The sequence below is a fragment of the Mitsuaria sp. WAJ17 genome (genome assembly GCF_014174515.1).
In the GTDB taxonomy this organism is placed as follows: Bacteria; Pseudomonadota; Gammaproteobacteria; order Burkholderiales; family Burkholderiaceae_C; genus Roseateles_B.
The window spans coordinates 77,589-99,176 of record NZ_JACJUG010000011.1 but is presented as its reverse complement, the minus strand read 5'-3'; the positions used below and the strand labels follow the sequence as shown (position 1 = coordinate 99,176).

The following is a 21,588-nucleotide window of genomic DNA, read 5'->3' as shown; positions in this document are numbered from 1 at the left end:
CCGGACACCCACTCCGATGCGGGCCAGGGCCCCCAATCGGGGGGCCGCCCGCGACTCGGCCGGCCGCCTAAACTGCCTCGCCCCTTTCACTGAAAGTTTTCTTCAACAAGCCCTTGATCCAGGGAGGATCCCATGAATACCCATCGCGTCTTGCCTTCCAGCCTTTCCCTCCTGACGACGGCCCTGCTGCTGAGCGCTTGCGGCGGTGGTGGCGGCAGCGCTGGCCCGGACGTTCAGCCGCTGCGCCAGCCGCTGGCCATTACCAGCAGCAACTACCAGATGGCGGCCGCGCAGGGCGTGGGCGCCGGCACCTACATGATGAGCGCCGGCGCTGGCAATGTGCTGGGCGTTGATGCGCAGGCGCTGCCGCAGCCACTGTGGATTGCGCAGCAGCAGGCCCAGCGCCTGGCTGAGCGCTTCAAGCAGGCTCAGGGGACCGCCGTGGTGCTGGGCGCCACGACCACCGTGATGCAGAACTGCCGCCTGGGCGGCAGCGTCGAGGTCACCGTCAACGATGCCAATGGCAACCAGATCCTGGATTCGGGCGACAGCATGGCCATCAAGGCCTCGGGTTGCCGGGAGTCCGAGGGCACGCTGGACGGCACCATGGACTACGCGCTGAAGTCCGTCACCGGCAGCTTCGGCAGCAGCCAGTACAGCGCCACCATCGCCGTCAAGCTGGGCAATCTGCGCGTTGCCAATGCGGGTGGCACCATGACCGGCCAGGGTGAATTCCAGATGACCGTCGCCGCCACCGGTGTCGGCAGCACCTCGGTCGCGATGAGCATCCCGTCCTTCTCCACCAGTGGCACGGCGGCCGGCAGCAGCTTCCAGTCCACCATCACCGGCTTCAACCTGAACGTGAGCACGACGCCCAGCGGCTCTGGCTACCGTTCCACGCTGACCTACGGCGGCACCGTGAACAGCACGGCGCTGGAATCGCGTGACATCACCGTGTCCACGCCTGTGGCGCTGGTGAAGGAGTCTTCCCTCAGCTACCCCAGCAGCGGCCAGGTCCTGGTCAAGGGCGCCGGCGGCAGCCAGGTGCGCGTCACCGTGCAGGGTGGCGGCAAGGCGCTGGTCGAGCTGGACGCCAATGGCGACAACGTCTTCGAGACCAGCATCACCAAGAACTGGGCCGATCTGCAAGGATGAGGGCCGGCATGCTGCCCCGATCACCCGCCAGCTGGTGGCTGCTGGGGGCAGGTCTTGCCTGCCTGGCACCGGCGGCGCAGGCCGCCTGTGTGCCGGCTCAGCTGGACCTGGGCCTGGGCGTCCAGGCCAGCCGATGGCATGAGGAGGGGGGCACCGGTGAGCGCTTGCTGGAGGAACGCGGCACCTTGCGTGCCGGGTCCCTGGCCGTCTCGGGCCCTTGTGCCGGGCTGCACTGGGTGGCTCAGCTGGACCTCGAGTCCGGCACGCGCGACTACCAGGGGCGCAGCTCCGCCGGCGCCCCTCTGAGCACGCTGAGCCGTGTGCGCTCGCAGCGCCTGCAGCTGCAGGCGTGGCATCCGATCGAAGGCAGTGCCTGGGCCCTGGGTGCCCGCCTGGCCTGGGAGCCGGACAGTCGCCGCGCCCTGGCCTCCGTGGGGGCAGTGCAGGGCTATGAGGAGAGCCGCGAGCGCTGGCGCCTCGGCCTGGGCGCCCGCTGGCGCCATGCCTTGCCGTCCGATTGGGAAGGCCGCTGGGAAGCCTGGCTGGACAGCGGTCCGCGTGCCCGCCTGAGTCTGGACGGCGAGGCCTTTGGCTCCCGCACTGTGCGCCTGGACGAAGGCCGCTGGGAGTCCCTCGCCCTGGCCTGGACCCTGGGTCCCGCATCCCGGGCCGGGCGCTGGCAGCCCTGGCTGGGCTGGCGCTGGGAAAGCCTGCGCACGCGCATCAGCGCGCCGGTCGCGGTCAAGCTGGATTCCGGGCGCCTGCTGGCGGTCAGTCAGCCGGCTTACCGCCAGTCCGACTGGCGGCTTATGGCCGGGCTGCGCTTCACGATGGAGTAGCGGGCGCCGAGGCGGTGCCGGGGCCATGGCCCCGGCCGCGGCGGGCGGTTCAGCGGATCAGCACCTGCAGCACATGGCCCGGCGGCATTCTGATGCCCTTGCGGCGGTAGTGGCCACGCGCGTCGTCGCCCACGCTGTCCCACAGATAGACAGGGCTGCGTTCGGGGGATCAGGGCTTTCCCGTGGCGTCAAGACCTGACCCCAGGACGCGCCGACGGCACGGGGGCTTCAGTCAGTGGAGGCGCCCAGCACCACAGCCTGCTTGCGCGTTCTGCCCTTGTTCCACAGGGTCAGGGTCACGCGCTCGCCGACCTGGCGCTTCTCCAGTAGGGCGAGCATGTCGTCCAGGTCTTTGATGGGCTCATCGTTGAGCGCGGTGATCACATCGCCCTGCACGATGCGGCCGTCGCGGCCGCGGTGGAAGCTCTGCAGGCCGCTTTCGGCGGCCGGGCTGCGCGGGCCCATGCCCACGATGGCCACGCCCCGGGGCAACTGCAGGGCCTGGTGCAGTTGTGCAGGGCCGGCGCTCACGCCGAGGGCCGGGCGGATGAAGCGGCCGTCCTTGATCAGCCGGGGCACCACGCGGTTGACCTCGTCCACCGGGATCGCGAAGCCGATGCCCGCACTGGCGCCGCTGGGGCTGTAGATCTGCGTGTTGACGCCGATCAGGCGGCCGGCAGAGTCCAGCAGGGGACCGCCGGAGTTGCCGGGGTTGATGGCCGCGTCCGTCTGGATGACCCCGCGGATGGCTCGGCGGTTGACGGACTCGATCTCGCGGTTGAGGGCGGAGACGATGCCGCGGGTGAGCGTCTGATCCAGGCCGAAGGGGTTGCCGATGGCATAGACGCCCTGGCCCACCAGCAGGTCGCGGCTGCTGCCCACAGGGATGGGCTGGAGCTTGTCACGCGGGGCCTCGATGCGCAGCACGGCCAGGTCGCGGTCGGGGAAGGCGCCGACCAGGCGCGCGCTGTAGCTGCTCTGGTCCGCCAGCGTGACGCGGGCCGCGTCGCCGCCCTGGATCACGTGGAAATTGGTGACGATATGGCCCTGTTCGTCCCAGATGAAGCCGGTGCCGGTGCCGCGCGGGACCTGCTCGACATTGAGCGAGAAGAAGTCCCGCTGCACGTCCAGGGTGGTGATGTGCACCACCGAGGGCGAGACGCGCCGGAACACACCGATGTTGTTCTGCTCGGCGGCGTCCAGCGGGCCGCGCGGGGTGATGGGGCGGGGCTGGGCTTGCGCCATGCAGGCCAGGCAGGCGGCCAGCAGCAGGACCAGGGCGGAGGTCCGCGGGATGAGGCGGGGCAGGGCAGGCATTTCCGTGGCGGGCGGGTACGTTCAGGTCCGAGAATGAGAGCAGGGCTTCATTATTCAAGACTTAGACTGCGCCCCTTGCCGCTCCCTGCCTTCCATGCGCCTCAGCCCACTGCCTCCGTCCGTCCGCGATGACCGCCTTGACGCCCTGCGCGGCCTGGCAATGGTCTGGATGACGGTCTTCCATTTCAGCTTCGACCTCCAGCACTACGGCTTCTTCAGGGCCGATTTCTACGCCGATCCCTTCTGGACCTGGCAGCGCAGTTGCATCGTCAGCCTCTTCCTGCTGTGCGCCGGCATGGGGCAGGCGGTGGCCCTGGCACAGGGGCAGGGCTGGCCGCGCTTCTGGCGGCGCTGGGCGCAGGTGGCGGGCTGCGCTCTGCTGGTCAGCCTGGGGTCCTGGTTCATGTTCCCGCGCTCCTTCATCAGCTTCGGCGTGCTGCATGGCATGGCGCTGATGCTCATTCTGCTGCGCTGGGGGCTGCCGCGCCTTGGGCAGGGCGCGCTGCTGGCCCTGGCCCTGGCCTGCATGCTGCTGCCGGCCTTCGTTCAGCATCCCTTCTTCGACACCCGCTGGACCAACTGGGTGGGCCTGGTGACGCACAAGCCCGTGACCGAGGACTACGTCCCCGTCCTGCCCTGGCTGGGCATGATGCTGCTGGGCGCGGCCCTGGCGCGCTGGCTGATGCCTCGGCTGGGGCCGGCCAGGGCGCCGGGGCCTCTGCGCCGGGGCCTGGCCTCGCTGGGTCGCTGGAGCCTCAGCTACTACATGGTGCACCAGCCGGTGCTCATCGGCGGGCTGATGCTGTGGCAGGCGACAATGCGGGGATGAGCGCCAAACAAATCCTCTTCGGCTTCCATGCCATCACCGTGCGGCTGAAGACCGCGCCCCAGTCCATCAGCGAGATCCATTTCGAGGGCTCGCGCCGTGACCAGCGCATGCGCCAGTTCCTGGACCGTGCCCGCGAGGCCGGTGCCAAGCTGGTGGAGAGCGATGGCGAGCGCCTGGCCGCGCTGGCGGGCAACAGCCGCCACCAGGGCGTGGTGGCCCGCTGCACGGCCGTGGCCCAGCAGCACTCCCTGGACGATGTGCTGGACGGCGTGGAGGGCGCGCCCCTGGTGCTGGTGCTGGACGGCGTCACCGATCCCCACAACCTCGGCGCCTGCCTGCGGGTGGCCGACGGCGCGGGCGCCCATGCCGTGGTGGCCCCCAAGGACCATGCGGTGGGCCTCAACGCCACGGTAGCCAAGGTGGCCAGCGGCGCGGCCGAAACCGTGCCCTACCTGATGGTGACCAACCTGGCGCGCACGCTCAACGAGCTCAAGGAACGCAGTATCTGGGTGGTCGGCACCTCGGACCAGGCCGAGAAGTCCATCTATGAGCTGGACCTCCAGGGGCCTGTCGCCCTGGTGCTGGGTGCCGAGGGCGAAGGCATGCGCCAGTTGACGGCCAAGACCTGCGACGAGCTCGTGCGCATCCCCATGCAGGGGGCGGTGGAGAGCCTCAACGTGTCCGTCGCGGCAGGGGTGTGCCTCTACGAAGCCCTGCGCCAGCGCCGGGCCGGCTCGCGATAATCCAGCCCTTCAACGATTCACGAGACCCCAAGCATCATGGCTGTCATTGAAGTCCGTCATCCCCTGGTCAAGCACAAGATCGGCCTCATGCGTGAGGCCGACATCTCCACCAAGAAGTTCCGCGAGCTGACCGGCGAGGTCGCCCGGCTGCTGGCCTACGAGGCCACCGCCGACTTCCCCCTGGAGAAGACCACGCTCAACTGCTGGAGCGGCCCGACCGAGGTCGACCAGATCGCCGGCCGCAAGGTCACGGTGGTGCCCATCCTGCGCGCCGGCCTGGGCATGCTGGATGGTGTGCTGGACATGATCCCCAATGCCAAGATCAGCGTGGTGGGCCTGGCCCGTGACCACGAGACCCTGCAGCCGGTGCATTACTTCGAGAAGTTCGTCGGCCACCTGGAGGAGCGCACCGCCCTGGTGGTGGACCCCATGCTGGCGACGGCCGGTTCCATGATCGCCACCATCGACCTGCTCAAGCGCCGCGGCTGCAAGGACATCCGCGCCCTGGTCCTGGTCGCCGCGCCCGAGGGCGTGGCCGCACTGACCCAGGCCCACCCGGACGTGCGCTGCTGGACTGCGGCCATCGACAGCCATCTCGACGACAACGGCTACATCATCCCGGGCCTGGGCGACGCGGGCGACAAGATCTTCGGCACCAAGGAAGGCTGAAGCGCGGCTTCACCCCTGGCAACGGGCGCCCTTTTCACGTATCCCGGGCACCTCGGCGGCGGCCTCGCGTTCATGCGGGTCAGCGCATCCACAGAGCGCCGACGACGCCCCCCAGCAGCACCATCCAGACCACCGACAGCCGTGTTCTGAGGGCCAATGCCAGGGTCCCGGCTACCAGGGCCAGCGTGGCCAGCCTGCGGTCCGCCTGCTGCAGATAGGGCGCCGCCAGCAGCCAGCCGGTCGCGATGATCAGGCCCAGCGTCAGGGGCTGCAGGCCCAGCGTGAACGAGCGCACCAGGCGGTCCTCCTGATGGGCGCGCGCCCAGCGGGTGGCCAGCAGCACCAGAGTGGCGGAGGGCAGCATGATGCCGCCCATGGCCGCCAGCGCGCCCGGCAGGCCGGCGACCTGGTAGCCCAGCACGGCGACGAAGAGAATGTTGGGGCCCGGCGCCGCCTGGGCCAGGGCGATGGACTGGGTGAAGCTCTCATCGCTGAGCCAGCCGCGGTCTCCCACGAGGTAGCGGTGCATTTCCGGTGCGGTGGTGATGGCACCGCCGATGGCCAGCAGCGACAGGGCCAGGAAGTGCAGGAAGAGGTCCAGCAGCATCTCAGCCCTGCGGCCGGCCCAGCCGGTGGTAGACCAGGGCCATGCCCAGGCCGCCCAGCCCCAGCACGATCCAGACCAGGGGCCAGCGCAGCAGGGCGATGGCCGCGAAGGCGAGCGCGGCGAAGGCCAGGGCCGCCAGCCGGCTCAGCGGGTGCTTCTTCAGGGTCTCCAGCAGCTTGACCCCGGTGGCCAGGATCAGCCCGGCCGATACCGCCCCCATGCCGCGCAGAGCCCCCTGCACCACGGGCTCGTGCAGCCACTGCCCGGCCAGGGCGGTGAGGCCCAGCACGATCAGGCAGGGCACGGTGAACATGCCCATCACCGAAGCGAAGGCGCCGCGCAAGCCGAAGAAGCGGTCGCCGATCATCAGGGAGATGTTGACCACATTGGGGCCCGGCATGACCTGGGCCACGGCCAGCATCTCCACGAATTCCTGCTTGCTGAGCCAAGCCAGGCGCTCCACCAGCTCCCGCTGTGCCACGGCCAGCACGCCGCCGAAGCCCTGCAGGGCCAGGCGGTTGAAGGCGAGGAACAGGTCCCAGGGGCGGGCGGGAGCCGGGCGCAGGCCCTCGGGGTGCATCAGCGCAGCGCCTTCAGGGCATCCGGGTTGACGATATTGCTGGGCTCGCCGCGCACGAAGTTCAGCACATTGTCAAAGGCGGCGTCGAAGTAGAGCTCGTAGCTGTCCTGCTCGACATAGCCGATGTGCGGCGTGCACACGGCGTTCTCCAGACGCAGCAGCGGGTGGCCCTGCAGGATGGGTTCGCTCTCGAAGACGTCGATGGCAGCCATGCCGGGTCTCCCGCGGTTCAGGGCGGAGACCAGCGCGCCTTCGCTCAGCAGCTCGGCGCGCGAGGTGTTGACGAAGAGGGCCGTGGGCTTCATGCGGTTGAGGTCGTCCAGGGTGACCATGCCACGGGTGCTGTCGCACAGGCGCAGGTGCAAGCTCAGCACGTCGCAGTGAGCGAAGAAGGCCTCCCGGCTCTCGGCAGCGGCATGGCCGTCGGACACGGCGCGGGCCCGGCTCTGCTCACTGCCCCAGATCAGCACCTGCATGCCGAAGGCCCGGCCGTAGCCGGCCACCAACTGGCCGATGCGGCCGTAACCCCAGAGGCCCAGTGTCTTGCCCCTCAGCAGCATGCCTACGCCGAAATTGGGTGGCATGGAGGCTGCCTTGAGGCCCGACTGCTGCCAGGCGCCGTGCTTGAGATTGCCGATGTACTGCGGCAAGCGGCGCATGGAGGCCATGATCAGGGCCCAGGTCAGCTCGGCCGGGGCGATGGGCGAGCCCACGCCTTCCGCGACGGCGATGCCCAGGCGGGTGCAGGCCTCGACGTCGATGTGGGGGCCCACCCGGCCGGTCTGGGCGATCAGCTTGAGTCGGGGCAGCTTTTCCAGCAGTTGGCGGGGGAAGTGGGTGCGCTCGCGGATCAGCACCAGCACCTCGGCATCCCGCAGGCGGACGGACAATTGCCCAATCCCCTTCACGGTGTTCGTGAAGACCTTGGCGTTGAAGGGATCCAGCTTGCTGGCGCAGCGCAGCTTGCGCACCGCATCCTGATAGTCGTCGAGAATGATGATATTCATGGCATGCTCGTGGCATTGTGCCTTCTAAATCAAGGCATTGGGCATGAGACTGCGAGCAATTCATTAGATTTTTGGCTGCCCGTCGCACACCGTGACACCGGTCATGGTTCAAGCCGTGATGGCGGGTGAATACCGCTCAATTGGCGGGATCGAATCCGAGGGCTCTCCCTAAGATGGCTGGCAAGCGCAACTGTTTGCCTGCCCTCGCGGAAGCAGGCGCCTCGCCATGGATATGTCACAACCCGCTGCCGCACTGCTGGATCAGGCCACCTCGGCCGAGGCCTCGATCGACCGCGCCCGTGCCGGCGCCATGCCTCTGCAGGAGCTGATGAGCCTGGCTCACCAGTGGCAAACGGGAGGCCGACAGGCCGACTGCCTGGCGCTGTACGAGGCCTGGGTCGATAGCAACCAGAGCCCCCAGCGCCTGTTGGCGCTCTTCAACTGGGGCACGGTGCTGGGCGAGATGCGCCGCCATGCCGAGGCCGAGGCCGTCTACCTGCGTGCCCTGGCACTGAACCCGGACTTCGCGCAGGCCAAACTCAACCTGGGTCACCAGCTGGAGCACCAGGGCAAGACGGCCGAGGCCCTGGCGCAGTGGCAGGCTGTCTATGACGCGGGCGAGCTGATGGCCATCGGTGCCGAACCCGTCGAGCTGCGCCTGCATGCCCTGAACAACGCCGCCCGCCTGCTGGAGAGCGAGCGCCGCCTGGACGAGTCCGAGGCCTTGATGAAGCGCAGCCTGCTGCTCAAGCCCGAGCAGGGGGATGTGCAGCAGCACTATGTGCACATTCGTCAGAAGCAGTGCGAGTGGCCCATCTACCAGCCCGTGGGTGAGGTGACGCACAACCAGTTGCTGGTCAACACGTCTTTGCTGGCCACGCTCAGCGCCACCGATGATCCGGCCATCCAGCTGATGGTGGCCCAGCGCTTCGTCAACGAGCGGGTGGTCAAGTACAAGGGCAAGCCCTTCCACCAACTGCACGGCGGGCCGGCGGGGGAGAAGATCCGCATCGGCTATCTCTCGGGTGACCTGCGCATGCACGCCGTGGGTCTGCTGACGCCCGAGCTCTTCGAGCTGCACGACCGCAGCCGCTTCGAGGTCCATGCGCTGTGCTGGAGCAAGGAGGACGGCACGGCCCAGCGCGCCCGCATCCTGAAGGCCATGGACCGCTTCATGCCCCTGGCCGGCGTGGAGGACCAGCAGGCCGCGCGGCAGATCGCCGAGGCTGGCATCGACGTGATGGTCGATCTCCAGGGCCTCACCAGCGGCGCCCGCCCCAGCATCCTGGCCTACCGCCCGGCGCCGGTGCAGGTGGGCTACCTGGGGCTGCCCGCCACCTCGGCCCTGCCGGGGGAGGACTACATCATCGCGGACCGCTTCACGATGCCTCCGGAGTACCTGCCCCTGTGCACCGAGAAGCCCATCTACCTGCCGCACTGCTACCAGGTCAGCGATCGCCAGCGGGAGGTGGGCCCCACGCCGGACCGTGCCCGATACGGCCTGCCCGAGGGGGCCTTCGTCTTCTGCAGCTTCAACAACAACCACAAGTACACCGAAGAGATGTTCTCGGCCTGGATGCAGATCCTGCAGCAGGTGCCTGGCAGCCTGCTGTGGCTGCTGGCGGACAACACCTGGGCTGAGGCGAACATGCGGGCCGCCGCCCAGGCCCGGGGCGTGGCCCCGGAGCGCCTGCATTTCGCACCCCGCGTGGCGCCGCCGGAGTACCTGGCGCGCTTCCAGCTGGCCGACCTGGTGCTGGACACCTTTCCCTACAACGCCGGCACCACCGCCAGCGACTGCCTCTGGATGGGCACCCCCATCCTGACCCGAGCTGGCCGCTGCTACATCTCGCGCATGGCCGGCAGCCTGCTGACAGCCGCCGGACTGCCCGAACTCGTGACCTATTCCCTGCCGGAGTACATCGAGCGCGCCGTGCAGATCGGACGCCAACCCCTGCGTGCGGCATCCTACAAGCGCTACCTGCGAGAGCAGGGGCGGCAGACCCCATTGTTTGACATTCCCGCCCTGGTGCGCGATCTTGAGCATGAATTCGAGCGCCTGGTGCTGGAGCACCGGCGCAAGGCCCCGGGGGCCTGATGCCTGCCTGATGCCCGGTAGGGAGCCTGCGTGAACCAGCGAAACGATTCCTTCTTCGACGGTGCCAAGCCCTCTCGCGGGGCTGCGCTGCACCTGGCCGCGGCGCCTGAGCCGCAGGCCGGGCGCGAGCATGCCGTGCCTGAAGGGGACATCGGCGACCCACTGCTGCAGGCCCTGGTCTGGCTGACCCAGCACCACGGCAAGGCCCGCTCGCCGGCCTCCCTGCGTGCCGGCGTCCCCACCGAGGGGCCGCTGGCGCCCAACCAGGCCATCCGCATGATGCGCGAGGCCGGCTACGAGGCTGGCATGCTCTCCAAGGGCCTGGGCGAGATCAATCCCCTGGTGTTGCCCGCCGTGCTGCTGCTGCATGGGGGCGATGCCTGCGTGCTGGTGTCCCGCCGCGAGGTGGAGGGCCAGCAGGCTTTCGAGGTGGTCTTCCCCGGCCCCGAGGCCAAGGCCTGCGTCGTGGCCCAGGCCGAGCTGGAAGGCGAGTACAGCGGCTTCGCCCTGGTGGCCACGCCCAAAGAGGTCTCTCAGGCGGACCCGCGCCACCATGCGCTGCTGGCGGGACAGGGCAGCCACTGGCTGTGGGGCACGCTCAAGCGCTTTATCCCCTACTACCGCGGCGCCATGACCGCGGCCCTGTTGAGCAATCTGCTCATGATGGTCAGCGGCCTGGTCACCAGCGTCATCTACGACAAGGTCATTCCCCACCACGACGCCATGGCCACGCTGTGGACCCTGGCCATCGGGGCCTCGCTGGCGCTGATCTTCGACCTCTTCGCCCGCCAGCTGCGCGCCCACCTGATCGACCTGGCCGGCCGCAAGGCGGACCTCATCATCGGCTCCATGCTCTTCAAGCAGACCCTGCTGGTGCGCATGGAGCACAAGCCCGCCTCGGCCGGCTCCTACGCCCACTACCTGGGGCAGGTGGAGACCGTGCGGGAGTTCTTCACCTCGGCCAGCATGTCGGTGGTGTCGGACCTGCCCTTCATCGTGCTCTTCGTGGCCATGACCTTCGTGCTGGGCGGGCCACTAGGCTGGGTGGTGGCGCTGGCGGTGCCGGGGCTGGTGCTGCTGACCTTCGCGCTGCAGAAGTACCTGCGCAACGTGGTGCGGGCCAATATGGCGGAGCAGGCCGAGCTGCAGGGATCCCTGGTCGAGGTGGTCGAGGGCCTGGAAGACCTCAAGACCTCCGGCGCGGAAGGCCGCTTCCTGCATCGCTACGAGATCAGCAACGCCGTGGCCGCCGAGTCCGGCCTGCGCATGCGTGCCATGCATGCCTTCACCAACAACCTCACCATGACCATGCAGCAGGCCGTGACCCTGGTGATGCTGGTCTGGGGCGTCTACCTGATCCAGGACCGGGTGATCTCCGCCGGCGGCCTGATCGGCGCGGTGATGTTCGCCACCCGTGCCATCGCGCCCCTGGGCAGCGTGGTGAGTCTCACGGCCCGCTACCAAAGCGCGCGTGCGGCCATGCTCTCCCTGGATGAGGTCATGAAGAAGCCCGTCGAGCGCGCCTCGGACCGCAACTACGTGCCCATGAGCGAGTTCAGCGGCCGCATCGGCCTGCGTGAGGTGGGCTTCTCCTATCCCATGACCGGCGAGCACCAGGCGCCCAAGGTGCTCAAGGGTGTGAACCTGCGCATTGAGCCTGGCGAGCGCATCGCGGTGTTGGGCCGCATCGGCAGTGGCAAGTCCACGGTGCTGCGCCTGCTGGCCGGGCTCTACCAGCCCACCGAGGGCATGGTGGAGGTCGAGGGCATCGACCTGCGCCAGATCGACCCGGCCGAGTTCCGCGCCCATGTGGGCTTCGTCTCGCAGGAGCCCAAGCTCTTCCACGGCACGCTGCGCGACAACGTCGCCATGGGCCGCGCCGACGTCGATGCAGGCCGCCTGGTCGAGGTTGCCAAGCTGACGGGCCTGGATCGCGTGGTCGCCGGCCATCCCCTGGGCTGGGACCTGCCCGTGGGCGAGATGGGCAGCCTGCTGTCCGGCGGCCAGCGCCAGATGGTGGCCCTGGCCCGCGCCCTGGTGAACCGTCCCAAGCTGCTGCTGATGGACGAGCCGACCAGCTCCATGGACGCCCAGTCTGAAATCCTATTCCTGCGCCAGCTGCGCGACGCCGCCCAGCAGTGCACCCTGCTTGTGGTGACCCACCGCCCGGCCGTGCTGGAGCTGGTGCAGCGCATCGTGGTGATGGACGGCGGCCGCATGGTCATGGACGGCCCGCGCGACCAGGTCCTGGCCGCCCTGTCCGGCGTGCGGCCGGCGGCGCCCGACACCGCCACCACGGCCGCGGCGTCCAATCTGCACATGCACCCGGCCGCTCAGCCAGTGCAGCGCTCGCCCTCCGTCTGAACATCGAAAGAGGGCGCTGAGTGGCTTCTTCCTCCCGTGATGAAGGTCTGTTCCTGAGCAGCCTGGCGGCCGCCCAGGTCGATGAGCCGCTGCCGCGCGTGATGTGGGCCGTCTACCTGATGCTGGCCGCGGTCGTGGCCGCCGTCGTCTGGGCTTCGGTCGCCCAGGTCGATATGGTCAGTCGCAGCGAGGGGCGGGTGGTGCCCGAAGGCAAAGAGCAGGTCATCGCCAGCCTGGATTCCGGCCTGCTGCGCGAGCTGCTGGTCCGGGAAGGCCAGCAGGTCGAGGCCGGCCAGGCTCTGGTGCGCCTGGATCCCACGCGGGTCGAGGCTCAGCAGAACGAGGGCCAGCTGCGCGAGCTGGCCATGATGGCTCAGGCCGCCCGGCTGCAGGCCGAGGCCCATGGCACGGCGCTCAAGTTCCCCGAGGAGCTGAAGGCCGCCCCTGCGCTCACCTCGGCCGAGGCCCAGGCCTTCCAGGCACGCCAGCGCCTGCTGGAGGAGGCGCTGGCCGGCATCGACCGTAGCGCGGCCCTCGTGGGCAAGGAGCTCAAGGTGGCCCAGGAGATGTCGGCCAAGGGGCTGATGTCCGATGTGGAGGTCATGCGCCTGAGCCGCCAGGTCAATGAGATGCGCCAGTCCCGCACGGAGCGCCTGGGCCGCTTCCGCCAGGAGGCGATGAGCGAGCTGGTCAAGCTGCAGAACGACCTGGCGATGATGAAGCAGCAGCAGGTGGTCCGCCAGGACGCTCTGGACCGCACCGTGCTGCGTTCGCCGGTGCGGGGCCTGGTCAAGAACATCCGCATGAACACCATCGGCGGCGTCGTGGCCATGGGCTCGCCCATCATGGAGATCGTGCCCATCGGCACACGCATGCTGGTGGAGGCCCGGGTGAGCCCGGCGGACGTCGGCTTCATCCAGGTGGGGCAGCATGCCGTGATCAAGCTCTCGGGCATCGACTTCAATGCCCTGGGCGGCCTGGAGGGCAAGGTCGAGCAGATCAGCCCGGACGCCATCGGCGAGGCCAACCCGTTGGGCAATGACGGCCGCTACTACCGCACCCTCATCCGCGCCGAGCAGAACAACATCCGCTACAAGGGTGAGACCCTGGCCATCATTCCCGGCATGACGGCCTCGGTCGAGATCAAGACCGGCGAGCGCTCGGTGCTGAGCTTCCTGATGCGGCCCATGATGCGCTCCCGCGAGGCCCTGCGCGAGCGCTGAGTCTGCCGGCCGCTTTCCGCGGGCCCCGAGCCGCGAAGAAGCAGGGTTTGGCGCCGCCTTTTCCCGCTCAAGTTCCCGGCCGCCCTGTGGTCCAGTACAGGCATGAGCAAGACCTGTCTGTACGCTAGGGGATAAGGCCATGGCGATGCTGCGCAAACTCGGCCTGAGCCTGCTGCTGGGCGCCGCCTCGGCCGCCCAGGCCCAGGGCCGCTGCAATGAGGACGACGCCAACACGCCGGCTGCCCAGAAGGCTGCCAGCCAGTTGGTGATCAGCGATGCCGACCCGCGTGCGCAGATCCAGATCCTGGTGGACCGGGCCCTTGCCCGCAGCCAGTCGGTGGGCATGGTGAAGCTGCTGGCCCAGGCCGCCCGCGACGACTGGGAAGAGGTCAGCCAGGCCAACAAGCCCCGCGCCAGCCTGGACATGCAGGGCAACCAGATGGGCACCAGCACCGAGGGTGCCAGCAGCGGCAACGGCGTGCAGGGGCGGGTGGCCTTCAACCTCAGCGCCACCCTTTTCGACTTCGGACGCAATCGGCAGCTGGCCGGCTGGCGCTCGCAGCTGGCCGAGGCCGCGCGCCAGGGCTATTACAGCGCTGAGCAACAACTGGCCCTGCAGACCGTGTCCCTGGCCCTGGACCGAGGCCGCTACCTGCTGCAGGCCCAGGTCTACAGCCAGTACGTGCGCCGCATGGCCTGCCTGGTGGATTCGCTGGAGACCATCGTCAAGGCTGACAAGGGCCGGGCCAGCGAGCTGGTGCAGGCCCAGAAGAACCTGCTGCAGGCTGACCTGGCGGTGGAGTCCACCATGTCGGCCCTGCGCCAGACCGAGACCCGGCTCAAGCGCTTCGTGGGCGACGAGCTGCCGCCCAGCGCCAGCTTCTCCAACCTGCTGACCCGCGTTCCCGAGCTCGACGACATGCAGCGTGACGCCCTCAGTGCGCCGGACTTGGCCCAGCTTGAGGCCCAGGCACGCGCCCAGGGCAGCTATGTGGAGAGCGTGCGTGCCAATGCCAAGCCCCAGGTCAATGCCATCGTGGGCACCAGCGCCAGTGCTGGCGTCACCCGCACCCGCGACTGGGCCGTGGGCTTCAGCGTCAACGTGCCCTTGATGACGCCAGGCCAGGACGCCTCGGTCAACGCGGCCAGCAAGCGTGCCGAGGCCGCCCGGCTGCAGCGCGAGGACGCGCTGGAAGCCCGGCGCTACCGCCTGATCGACATCCATGAGTCCGCCAGCTCGGCCTTTGACCGGGCGCGTCGCATCACCGAAATCCTGCGCAACAGTTCACAGCTGCGCACTGCCACTTTGCAACAGTGGCAGCAACTGGGCCGCCGTTCCCTGTTCGACGTGATGGGTTCGGAGTCAGACTACTACTCGCTGCGTATCGCGCACGTGAACGCCCTGTTCGACGGGCAGCAGGCCGTGGCCATGCTGTGGTCCATGGGGCGGGGCGTGATGGCGCCGCTGCGCTGATTCCCGGCCCAGCTCCCGTCTCCCGAAAGCTCACAGACACACCATGGCAAACATCCTCGATACCGGCGTCAAGCTCGTGAAGAACGTCGGCCGCTACAACATCGGCGCCGGCTCCCTGGCCGAGCTGTGCGGCCTGCTGGACGGCCGTCGCGCGCAGGCGCGGGCGCAAGGGCAGGGGGGCGCGGTCGTCTTCCTGGTCGATGAGTATTTCGCCGCGCAGCCAGAGCTCGCGGCCCGCCTGGGCGTGGGGCCGGACGACGTGCTGCAGTTCGTGCGCACCGAGCATGAGCCCAAGACCGAGGGCATCGACGCGCTGGTGGCCAGCCTGCTGGATCGCGGCCTGAGCCAGCCCGCGGCCGTGGTGGGCATGGGCGGCGGCATCACCATGGACACGGCCAAGGCGGTGTCCAATCTGCTGGGCAACGGCGGCCATGCGGCAGACTACCAGGGCTGGGACCTGCTCAAGCATCCCGGCATCTTCAAGGTGGGCATCCCCACCGTCTCGGGCACCGGCGCCGAGGCCACGCGCACCTGCGTCATGACCAACGAGGCTACGGGCCTGAAACTGGGCATGAACAGCGACTACACGGTCTTCGACCATGTGATCATGGACCCGCAGCTGACGGCCACGGTGCCGCGCAACCAGTACTTCTACACCGGCATGGACGCCTATATCCACTGCATCGAGTCCCTGGCCGGCAGCTACCGCAATGCCATCGGCGATGCCTACTCGCGCGAGACCATCAGCCTCTGCCGCCAGGTTTTCGCAGAGGGCGACATGATGGCGCCCGAGAACCGCGAGCGCCTGATGGTGGCCTCGTATCTCGGCGGGTGCGCCATTGCCACCAGCTATGTGGGCCTGGTGCATCCGCTGTCCGCCGGCCTCTCGGTCGTGCTGGGTCTGCACCACTGCGTGGCCAACTGCATCGTGATGCGGGCCATGGCCGAGTTCTATCCGCAGGCCTACGACGAGTTCTGGGGCATGGTGGATGCCCAGGGCGTGGAGATTCCCAAGGGCGTGTGCCTGGGCCTGGACGAGGGCGGCTTCGAGGCGCTCTACAAGGCCTCCATCGTGCACGCCAAGCCCCTGACCAACGCGCTGGGCGAGGACTTCAAGTCCCTGCTGACGCCGGCGAAGGTGGCGGATCTCTTCCGCATGATGTAAACAGACATCGCTGCCTCCGCACCCCACCGCACCACAAGAATCGGGAGACACCATGCCAGGCTATGAAGTGATGGGCCCAGAGGAGCTGGCCGAGATCCAGGACATCTTCGCGCGCGGCGCCATCCTGTTCCGCCACGGCTTCGACGCCCTGCGCGGCGACTGCTACAAGGTCCGCGAGTTCGAGCAGGCCTTCGCCAAGGCCATGGGCTCGCCGCATGCGCTGGCCGTGTCATCCGGCACCGCCGCACTGCGCGTGGGCCTGGCTGCGCTGGGCGTGGGCGCGGGCGATGAGGTCATCACCCAGAGCTTCACCTTCGTGGCCACGGTGGAGGCCATCATCGAGTCGCGGGCCACGCCGGTCTGTGCCGAGATCGATGCCACGCTCAATATGGATCCCGAAGACCTGAAGCGCCGCATCACGCCGCGCACCAAGGCCGTCATCGTGGTCCACATGCTGGGCACGCCCTCGCACCTGCCCGAGATCAAGGCCATCTGCGACGCCCATGGCATCGCCCTCATCGAGGACGCGGCCTGGGGCTGCGGCGGCTCGCTCAATGGCCGAGCCCTGGGCAGTTGGGGCCGCCTGGGTACCTTCAGCTTCGACTTCGCCAAGACCATGACCACGGGCGAGGGCGGCCTGGTGCTGTTCCAGGAGCAGGCCGACTGGGCCCGCGGCGCCGCCTGGCATGACCATGGGCACGAGAACAATCCCGCCGTGCCGCGCTGGGAGGACACCCGCGCCAGCAGCGGCTTCAACTTCCGCATGATGGAGCTGCAGGGCGCCGTGGGCCTGGCCCAGCTGCGCAAGCTGCCGGACATCGTCAGCGCCCAGCGCCGCAACCGCGAGCTGCTGTGGCAGGCCATCCAGGACCTGCCCGGCATCACGCCGCGCGAGGTGCCGGCCGGCAGCTACGAGACAGCCGACGCCCTGGTCTTCTTCGTCCATGACAACGCCACGGCCCGCCGCTGCCGCGAGGCCCTGCTGGCCCGCGGCCTCGCGACCAAGATCCTGCCCGAGGCCTACACCTGGCACTTCGCCGGCACCTGGACCCACATGCCCGAGCTGGCTGCGGCCCACGGCGGGGAGCTGGCCACGGCCTTCCCGCAATCGGCAGCCTGGCTGTCCCGGGCGGTGTCCCTGCCGGTGGGTGTCAAGCTGCGCGAGGATGCGCCGGCACTGGCCCGCCAGGCCCTGACCGAGGCCCTGCAGCTGCAGGAGGTGGACGCATGAACTTCAAGCCCTTGGTGTCGGTCATCGTGCCGGTCTTCAACCAGGAGCGCTTCATCGGCCGCTGCCTGCGCTCCCTGCTGAACCAGACCCTGGCGCGGGACCAGTACGAGATCATCGTCATCGACGACGGCAGTGCCGATCGCACGCCCTATGCGCTGGAGCTCTTCCACGACGCCATCGTGCCCCTGCGCAACGAGCGGAACATGGGCCTGCCGGCCTCGCTGAACCGCGGCATCCGCGCCGCGCGCGGCGACTTCATCGTGCGGGTGGACTCCGACGACTACGTCAACGCCAACTTCCTCAACATCCTGCACTTCTTCCTGGACCAGAACCCCCTGCACGACGCCGTGGCCTGCGACTACCTCCTGGTGGACGACCACGAGCAAGTGCTGGAGCGTGTGAACTGCATGGACGAACCCATCGCCTGCGGCATCATGTTCCGCAAGGCCCACCTGCTGGAGACAGGGCTCTACGACGAGAGCTTCCACCGCCACGAGGAGCGCGAGCTGCGCATCCGCTTCGAACAGAAGCACCACATCGCCCGGCTGGAGCTGCCGCTTTACCGCTACCGCCGCCACGATCACAACATCACCAACGACCTCGACGCCATGGAGCTGCACCGCCAGCGCCTGATCAGCAAGCATGGCATCGATGGCTCATCGGCCAGTGCCTCGGCACGCAGGAGCATGCAATGACCCCCACGGTGACCCTCGGCAAGCGCCGCCTCACCCCCGACAGCCGCCCCTATGTGATCGCCGAGATTGGCGTCAACCACGAGGGCTCCCTGGACCAGGCACGCCGCCTCATCGAGCTGGCCAAGGAGGGCGGGGCCGACGCCGCCAAGTTCCAGAGCTACAAGGCCGAGACGCTCGCCTCCAGGCATTCGCCGTCCTACTGGGACACCAGCAAGGAGGCGACGCGCAGCCAGTTCGAGCTGTTCAAGAAATACGACCGCTTCGGCCCGGATGAGTACCGCGCCCTGGCCCGGCATTGCGAGCAGGTCGGCATCGACTTCCTCTCCACCGCCTTTGATGATGCCGCGGTGGAGTTTCTGGACGATCTGATGCCCTTCCACAAGATCGCCTCGGCCGACCTCACCAACACCCCGTTCCTGCGCAAGATCGCGGCCAAGGGCAAGCCGGTGGTGCTGTCCACCGGCGCGTCCACGCTGGGCGAGATCGACATGGCCGTGCAGACCCTGCGCGCCGCGGGCTGCAGCGAGCTGGTGTTGTTGCACTGCGTGCTGAACTACCCCACGCCCAACGAGCAGGCCCATCTGCGCATGATCAAGGGCCTGCAGCGAGCCTATCCGGAGCTGCTGATCGGCTACTCCGACCACACCTTGCCGGACGAGGCCATGTACCCGCTGATGAGCGCGCACCTGCTGGGTGCCGTCGTGCTGGAGAAGCACTTCACCCACGACAAGACCCTGCCGGGCAACGACCACTACCATGCCATGGACGTGCATGACCTGCGCCGCTTCACGCTGGCCCTGGACACCGTGCACGAGCTGCTGGGTGAGAGCGACCACAAGCAGCCCACGCCCACCGAGGGCCCGGCCCGTGCCAACGCGCGCCGCTCCATCGTGCTGACCCGCGACGTGGCCGCAGGCGAAGTCCTCAGCGAGGCCCACCTGACCTACAAGCGCCCCGGCACGGGCATCAGCCCCCTGCACTGGGATGATGTGCTGGGCCGGGCGGTGCTGCGCGCGCTGGAGTCCGACCACGTGCTGCAATGGGCCGACCTGGGGCAGGGCGCCTGAGCCGATGAGCGACCGCCGACCCGCACGGCCAGGCCGCGTGGTGGCCCTGGTGCAGGCGCGCATGGGCTCCAGCCGCTTCCCCGGCAAGATGATGGCCCCCCTGGCGGGCCGGCCTCTGCTGGCCTGGGTGCTGGAGCGCCTCAAGCGCGCCCATCGCCTGGATGCCCTGGTGCTGGCCACCACCGACCAGCCGCGCGATGCGGCCCTGCTGGGCCTCGCGCAGGCGCTGGGCGTGGCCACCTTCACGGGCAGCGAATCCGATGTGCTGGGCCGCTTCAGCGGCGCGGCGCGCCAGTTCGAGGCGGACACCGTGGTGCGCGTCTGCGCCGACAACCCCTTCATCGACGGCGCCGTGGTGGATCAGCTCGTGGACTTCTACGCCGCCCGTGATTGCGACTACGCCTGCAACCACCTGGACCGTATGGGCAGTGGCTATGCCGACGGCTTCGGCGCCGAGATCCTTCCGGCCGCGCTGCTGCACCGGCTTGCCGCCGATTGCACCGACCCACGCCACCGCGAGCACGTGACCATCGCCCTGTGGGACGAGACCGGCCCCTGGGCGCGCGACTGCCGCAAGACCTGCCCCCGCGCCCCGGCGGCGCTGGCCTTCCCTGAACTGCGCTTCGATGTCGATGAGCCGGCGCACCTGGAGCGGCTGCAGTCCCTGGTGGACGAGGCCGGCCTCTCGCTGGAGAGCCCTGCGCAGGACTGCGTCCAGGCGCTGCTGGCCTTCCAGGCTGCGCACAGCGGGGGCGGGGCATGAAGCCGTTGATCACGGTCACCCATCGCCTGGACCTGCCGGCGGCGGCCACTCTGCAGACGCAGCTGGAGGGCGCCGAGCTGCTGCTCTTTGATCCCCAGCTCTTTGACCAGGCCCGCAGCCTGGGCCTCGGCAACGCGCGGCTGGCCAGGACCGTGGGCCCCGGCTTCATGAGCGAGGTGTTCAGACGGGCGCGGTCGGACATGGCGGTCTACCAGGCGCGCCTGGATGCGGTGCTCGCCGAGCTGCTGCCCGAGGCCGAGGGCTGCCAGTGGGGCTACTTCAACGCCTTCTACGCCCTGCTGAACCTGCGGGGCTATGCAGCCCTGGGGCGCTGCTTGGCCGAGGACGCACCGGCTGGCGCTGTGGTCCACCTGCTCGGTGCGGCCGCTCCCTATCGCTACGGCCAGCCCTCGGGCGCCGCCTGCATGGCCATGGCTGCCGCGCTGCAGGGCGGGGGCGTGCAGCACCGCAGCTATCTTTATGACGCCGGCCAACTGCCCGGGCCGGAGCTGCCGGACTGGCGCTCGCTCCAGCAGCGTCCGGCGGCCAGGCGCTGGGCCCACCTGCCCACCTGCTTCTATGACAAGGACTACCTGGCCGCCCAGATCCTGGCCGCTCAGGGCGACTGTCTGCAGGTGCCTGCGCAGTTCTACGACGTCGAGCTGTCCGGCATCGAGCGCCTGCCCCTGCGGCCCCTGGGCGAGGTGCGCGCCGCGCTGGGGGCAGCGCATCAGCGGCAGTGCGAGGAGCTGGCGGCGCGGGTCCGACCTGTCGTGCTGCACTTGCTCTCGGCCGAGCTGCGCAACGAGGCCTTCATCCAGCTGCAGGTCCAGGCCCTCGTCGATGCTCTGCTGCTGCAGTTCACGCTGTTCCATGACGTCGAGCAGCGGGCGCGGGCGCTGCCCGAGCAGCTGCTGCTGTCCAACCACGATTCAGGCCTGCAGGGTGGCCTGCTGAGCCTGGCCCGCCGCCATCGCCTGCAGGTGCTGATGCTGCCGCATGCCAAGTTCCAGAACATCCCGCTGCCCAAGCTGGGCGGCCAGATGCAATGCCTGCACCACCCCGTGCAGGGGGCGGACTGCCGGGACACCGACGACCGCCGCGTGCCTGGCGCCCTGCTGCGCTTCGGCGAGCGCCACCAGCCGGTGCCTGAGCGTGCCGCGGCGCAGCCCCTGCGCACGCTGGGTGTGCTGCTGAGTGGCCTCTCACACAACGGGCTCAGCACCGCGGACATCCACGCCTACCTCGATGGACTGCGTCAGCTGCTGGACTGGGGCCGGCGCCGCGGGGTGGAGGTGCTGTTGCGCTACAAGCCCACGGAAGGCTTCCCCCTGCTGCTTCAGGAGTCGCTGGGCCTGACGCCGGAGAGCCTGCAGCGCGGCGTCGCCCAGACCCTGGTGGCCTTTGTCCAGGGCTGCGACGCCTGCCTGGGCTACGACATCCCCACCAGCGCCGCCATCGAGCCCCTGATGCACGCCGTACCCATGCTGCATTGCCAGCTGCGTTCCCTCGTGTGGGAGGAGAAGGCCCTGCTGGACCGGGACGTCGTGCCCTGTCTGCCTCTTGGCGAATGCCTGGACGAGCTGGACACCTGGTGGCGCGATCCCCAGCTGCAGTGGGACTTCCAGCGCCGCCAGCATGCGCGCGTGGCGCAGCGCCTGGCCGATTCGCCCTCGCTGCTGCAGTACCTGCGCTGAGAGTGCCTGCGCCGAGTGGTGCCGTGGCGCCGACGCCGCGTGCGGCGGAACAGGGCGGCGCGGAC

19 protein-coding genes are annotated in these 21,588 nt (G+C 69.0%); 15 read left to right on the top strand and 4 right to left on the bottom strand.

The window, feature by feature from the left end; all coding sequences use genetic code 11:
- The first annotated feature begins 132 nt into the window (after window positions 1-132).
- The gene (locus H5407_RS11060) at window positions 133-1,155 is read left to right on the top strand and encodes a hypothetical protein (RefSeq protein WP_183104505.1); all 1,023 of its coding nucleotides are present in this window, start codon (window positions 133-135) and stop codon (window positions 1,153-1,155) included.
- Between the two features lie 8 nt (window positions 1,156-1,163).
- On the top strand, window positions 1,164-1,994 hold the full coding sequence (locus H5407_RS11055; protein WP_183104504.1) for a hypothetical protein: 831 nt from the start codon (window positions 1,164-1,166) through the stop codon (window positions 1,992-1,994).
- Window positions 1,995-2,222: 228 nt separating this feature from the next.
- On the opposite strand, the gene H5407_RS11050 is transcribed toward H5407_RS11055, so the two are convergent.
- Entirely contained in the window at window positions 2,223-3,311 is a 1,089-nt protein-coding gene (locus H5407_RS11050; protein ID WP_183104503.1) for a trypsin-like peptidase domain-containing protein, read from the bottom strand.
- Between the two features lie 94 nt (window positions 3,312-3,405).
- On the opposite strand from H5407_RS11050, the gene H5407_RS11045 reads away from it, so the two are divergent.
- From H5407_RS11045 to upp, 3 genes are read left to right on the top strand one after another with little or no spacing between them, the layout of a single operon-like run.
- Entirely contained in the window at window positions 3,406-4,140 is a 735-nt protein-coding gene (locus tag H5407_RS11045; RefSeq protein ID WP_183104502.1) for a DUF1624 domain-containing protein, read from the top strand.
- Window positions 4,137-4,883 (top strand): 23S rRNA (guanosine(2251)-2'-O)-methyltransferase RlmB, encoded by a 747-nt coding sequence (rlmB, locus tag H5407_RS11040; RefSeq protein ID WP_183104501.1) that lies wholly within the window; start codon window positions 4,137-4,139, stop codon window positions 4,881-4,883. The genes H5407_RS11045 and rlmB overlap by 4 nt, the downstream gene beginning before the upstream one ends.
- Window positions 4,884-4,919: 36 nt before the next feature.
- Complete coding sequence (upp, locus tag H5407_RS11035) at window positions 4,920-5,552, top strand: uracil phosphoribosyltransferase (protein WP_183104500.1); 633 nt, start codon at window positions 4,920-4,922, stop codon at window positions 5,550-5,552.
- A gap of 79 nt (window positions 5,553-5,631) precedes the next feature.
- On the opposite strand, the gene H5407_RS11030 is transcribed toward upp, so the two are convergent.
- From H5407_RS11030 to H5407_RS11020, 3 genes are read right to left on the bottom strand one after another with little or no spacing between them, the layout of a single operon-like run.
- Complete coding sequence (locus H5407_RS11030) at window positions 5,632-6,159, bottom strand: chromate transporter (protein ID WP_183104499.1); 528 nt, start codon at window positions 6,157-6,159, stop codon at window positions 5,632-5,634.
- Between the two features lies 1 nt (window position 6,160).
- Window positions 6,161-6,739, bottom strand: coding sequence for a chromate transporter (locus H5407_RS11025; protein ID WP_183104498.1), 579 nt, complete (start codon window positions 6,737-6,739; stop codon window positions 6,161-6,163).
- Complete coding sequence (locus tag H5407_RS11020; RefSeq protein ID WP_183104497.1) at window positions 6,739-7,746, bottom strand: D-2-hydroxyacid dehydrogenase family protein; 1,008 nt, start codon at window positions 7,744-7,746, stop codon at window positions 6,739-6,741. Before H5407_RS11020 ends, H5407_RS11025 begins: the two co-directional genes overlap by 1 nt.
- 226 nt (window positions 7,747-7,972) lie before the next feature.
- Between H5407_RS11020 and H5407_RS11015 the strand changes: the two genes are divergently transcribed.
- From H5407_RS11015 to H5407_RS10970, 10 genes are all read left to right on the top strand, one after another.
- Window positions 7,973-9,844: an acetylglucosamine transferase gene (locus H5407_RS11015; RefSeq protein WP_183104496.1), complete on the top strand. Its 1,872-nt coding sequence runs from the start codon at window positions 7,973-7,975 to the stop codon at window positions 9,842-9,844.
- Between the two features lie 30 nt (window positions 9,845-9,874).
- On the top strand, window positions 9,875-12,208 hold the full coding sequence (locus tag H5407_RS11010) for a type I secretion system permease/ATPase (RefSeq protein ID WP_183104495.1): 2,334 nt from the start codon (window positions 9,875-9,877) through the stop codon (window positions 12,206-12,208).
- Window positions 12,209-12,228: 20 nt separating this feature from the next.
- The gene (locus H5407_RS11005) at window positions 12,229-13,431 is read left to right on the top strand and encodes an HlyD family efflux transporter periplasmic adaptor subunit (protein WP_183104494.1); all 1,203 of its coding nucleotides are present in this window, start codon (window positions 12,229-12,231) and stop codon (window positions 13,429-13,431) included.
- A 139-nt stretch (window positions 13,432-13,570) separates the two neighbouring features.
- Window positions 13,571-14,905, top strand: coding sequence for a TolC family protein (locus tag H5407_RS11000; protein ID WP_183104493.1), 1,335 nt, complete (start codon window positions 13,571-13,573; stop codon window positions 14,903-14,905).
- A gap of 43 nt (window positions 14,906-14,948) precedes the next feature.
- Window positions 14,949-16,070 (top strand): iron-containing alcohol dehydrogenase family protein, encoded by a 1,122-nt coding sequence (locus H5407_RS10995; protein ID WP_183104492.1) that lies wholly within the window; start codon window positions 14,949-14,951, stop codon window positions 16,068-16,070.
- Between the two features lie 52 nt (window positions 16,071-16,122).
- A complete protein-coding gene (locus tag H5407_RS10990; protein ID WP_183104491.1) occupies window positions 16,123-17,301 on the top strand; it encodes a DegT/DnrJ/EryC1/StrS aminotransferase family protein in 1,179 nt (392 codons plus the stop codon).
- Window positions 17,298-17,996, top strand: coding sequence for a glycosyltransferase family A protein (locus H5407_RS10985; protein WP_183104490.1), 699 nt, complete (start codon window positions 17,298-17,300; stop codon window positions 17,994-17,996). The genes H5407_RS10990 and H5407_RS10985 overlap by 4 nt, the downstream gene beginning before the upstream one ends.
- Window positions 17,993-19,063 (top strand): N-acetylneuraminate synthase family protein, encoded by a 1,071-nt coding sequence (locus H5407_RS10980; RefSeq protein ID WP_183104489.1) that lies wholly within the window; start codon window positions 17,993-17,995, stop codon window positions 19,061-19,063. The genes H5407_RS10985 and H5407_RS10980 overlap by 4 nt, the downstream gene beginning before the upstream one ends.
- Before the next feature lie 4 nt (window positions 19,064-19,067).
- The gene (locus tag H5407_RS10975) at window positions 19,068-19,826 is read left to right on the top strand and encodes a cytidylyltransferase domain-containing protein (protein ID WP_183104488.1); all 759 of its coding nucleotides are present in this window, start codon (window positions 19,068-19,070) and stop codon (window positions 19,824-19,826) included.
- On the top strand, window positions 19,823-21,523 hold the full coding sequence (locus H5407_RS10970; protein WP_183104487.1) for a hypothetical protein: 1,701 nt from the start codon (window positions 19,823-19,825) through the stop codon (window positions 21,521-21,523). Before H5407_RS10975 ends, H5407_RS10970 begins: the two co-directional genes overlap by 4 nt.
- Window positions 21,524-21,588 lie beyond the last annotated feature (65 nt).

Coding starts and splice junctions, on each gene's coding strand:
- H5407_RS11055 (WP_183104504.1), top strand. CDS start 1,164: ATGCTGCCCCGATCACCCGCCAGCTGGTGGCTGCTGGGGGCAGGTCTT.
- H5407_RS10975 (WP_183104488.1), top strand. CDS start 19,068: ATGAGCGACCGCCGACCCGCACGGCCAGGCCGCGTGGTGGCCCTGGTG.
- rlmB (WP_183104501.1), top strand. CDS start 4,137: ATGAGCGCCAAACAAATCCTCTTCGGCTTCCATGCCATCACCGTGCGG.
- H5407_RS10995 (WP_183104492.1), top strand. CDS start 14,949: ATGGCAAACATCCTCGATACCGGCGTCAAGCTCGTGAAGAACGTCGGC.
- H5407_RS11030 (WP_183104499.1), bottom strand. CDS start 6,159: ATGCTGCTGGACCTCTTCCTGCACTTCCTGGCCCTGTCGCTGCTGGCC.
- H5407_RS10970 (WP_183104487.1), top strand. CDS start 19,823: ATGAAGCCGTTGATCACGGTCACCCATCGCCTGGACCTGCCGGCGGCG.
- H5407_RS11045 (WP_183104502.1), top strand. CDS start 3,406: ATGCGCCTCAGCCCACTGCCTCCGTCCGTCCGCGATGACCGCCTTGAC.
- H5407_RS11060 (WP_183104505.1), top strand. CDS start 133: ATGAATACCCATCGCGTCTTGCCTTCCAGCCTTTCCCTCCTGACGACG.
- upp (WP_183104500.1), top strand. CDS start 4,920: ATGGCTGTCATTGAAGTCCGTCATCCCCTGGTCAAGCACAAGATCGGC.
- H5407_RS11015 (WP_183104496.1), top strand. CDS start 7,973: ATGGATATGTCACAACCCGCTGCCGCACTGCTGGATCAGGCCACCTCG.
- H5407_RS11020 (WP_183104497.1), bottom strand. CDS start 7,746: ATGAATATCATCATTCTCGACGACTATCAGGATGCGGTGCGCAAGCTG.
- H5407_RS10985 (WP_183104490.1), top strand. CDS start 17,298: ATGAACTTCAAGCCCTTGGTGTCGGTCATCGTGCCGGTCTTCAACCAG.
- H5407_RS11050 (WP_183104503.1), bottom strand. CDS start 3,311: ATGCCTGCCCTGCCCCGCCTCATCCCGCGGACCTCCGCCCTGGTCCTG.
- H5407_RS10980 (WP_183104489.1), top strand. CDS start 17,993: ATGACCCCCACGGTGACCCTCGGCAAGCGCCGCCTCACCCCCGACAGC.
- H5407_RS11025 (WP_183104498.1), bottom strand. CDS start 6,739: ATGCACCCCGAGGGCCTGCGCCCGGCTCCCGCCCGCCCCTGGGACCTG.
- H5407_RS10990 (WP_183104491.1), top strand. CDS start 16,123: ATGCCAGGCTATGAAGTGATGGGCCCAGAGGAGCTGGCCGAGATCCAG.
- H5407_RS11000 (WP_183104493.1), top strand. CDS start 13,571: ATGGCGATGCTGCGCAAACTCGGCCTGAGCCTGCTGCTGGGCGCCGCC.